2 protein-coding genes are annotated in these 1223 nt (G+C 33.7%); both read right to left on the minus strand.

Annotated features, from left to right (window positions below):
* Positions 1-65: 65 nt before the first annotated feature.
* Entirely contained in the window at positions 66-608 is a 543-nt protein-coding gene (locus COZ07_RS06460; protein WP_406607751.1) for a hypothetical protein, read from the minus strand.
* On the minus strand, positions 605-1223 hold a 619-nt coding region (locus tag COZ07_RS06465), incomplete at its 5' end, for a hypothetical protein (RefSeq protein ID WP_406607752.1). The genes COZ07_RS06460 and COZ07_RS06465, both read right to left, overlap by 4 nt.

Raw genomic sequence — 1223 nt, forward strand, 5'->3', positions numbered from 1 at the left:
TAAAAGAATATCCTTCTGTAACTACACCTTTATTTATAGGCTTACCTATTTTCTTTTTGGTTATTTCAATGTTTGGCATAAGCACCTCCGAGATCAACAGTCCCAAAAACTCTTAATCTATCTATGTAAAATTGTGCGTCAACGGGATTAGTTTCAAAATAAAAGAATATAGAAAAATTATATCCAGAAATAGGGTTTATCAATTTTTTAATGTCAACTCCTCTAACAGTCAACCCAGTAGATCCAGAGGGGATAGTATAAAAATCTGTTCCGTCGCCTTTCATTGTCTTAGTCCATTTTATAGGTGCGTCATCTCCATAAGCATTACCTCCCCACCCAAAATCACACCGAAATTTTAAACCCGAAGCTTCATCTGTCCTAAATTTAAAATCTAAATAAACATTCTTAGGATAGTCTGTGATTTGCGGAAACAAGAACCTAACTTCATTAGATAGACCAGGTGTATTTTTAAAATTATAAAGAGAACCTAATACAACTGCATTAGAGGCATTACTATCTGATTGCCCATTCCGATTATAGCCTTCTATTTGAAAAACAATAGGCACACTTATTTTAACTAAGTGTGAATGTTTATCAAAGTCGGTCATTTTATTCCTAGTTTATTTTTAACCCAAGTCCAAAAATCTTTCCAAGATTTAACAATACCTTTAATCTCTGAGGTCTCATTTTCTGTAAATTGAGGAGTTGGCTGAACAACAATATTTAAAGAAGCGAGTTTCTTTTCAACACTTTTAGTCCAAGCTTCAAGATCGCTGATTCTTATACCTTTCTGATAAACTTCATTAGTTAATTTGTTGAAATCATTTTTTAAGATTTCATACTCTTGACTTGCCATAGAATCTCCTTGATTTAATTTAGGTGTTATATTTCTATAATTTAAAATTTTATAACCATTGTTGTTCTCACCGCCCGCCCCTGTCCACGGATCTACAATATGTTTCGTGTCTAAAGCGACTACAAAGTGTTGCCCAACTGGAACCTTAACCTCAGCCATTTTTGGCCAGCGGTTCGCTATTTCAAGTTCTGGCATTACAAAAGGGACATTTATATCTGATACACTACACTTATCTGTATATTTACCAGAACTTCTAAATCTTTTATTAACTACATCGGGAGTTATATCTGCTAACATTCCTAAGACGGTAATTTTACAACCGTCACTCCCAATAGTTACATTACAACTTCCGAGTTTAACATTTTTC

It is taken from the genome of Candidatus Infernicultor aquiphilus (genome assembly GCF_002784285.1).
Classification (GTDB): Bacteria; Atribacterota; Phoenicimicrobiia; order Phoenicimicrobiales; family Phoenicimicrobiaceae; genus Infernicultor; species Infernicultor aquiphilus.

Bases quoted from the DNA above. Each gene is read 5' to 3' on its own strand.
- COZ07_RS06460 (WP_406607751.1), bottom strand. From the start codon at position 608: ATGACCGACTTTGATAAACATTCACACTTAGTTAAAATAAGTGTGCCT.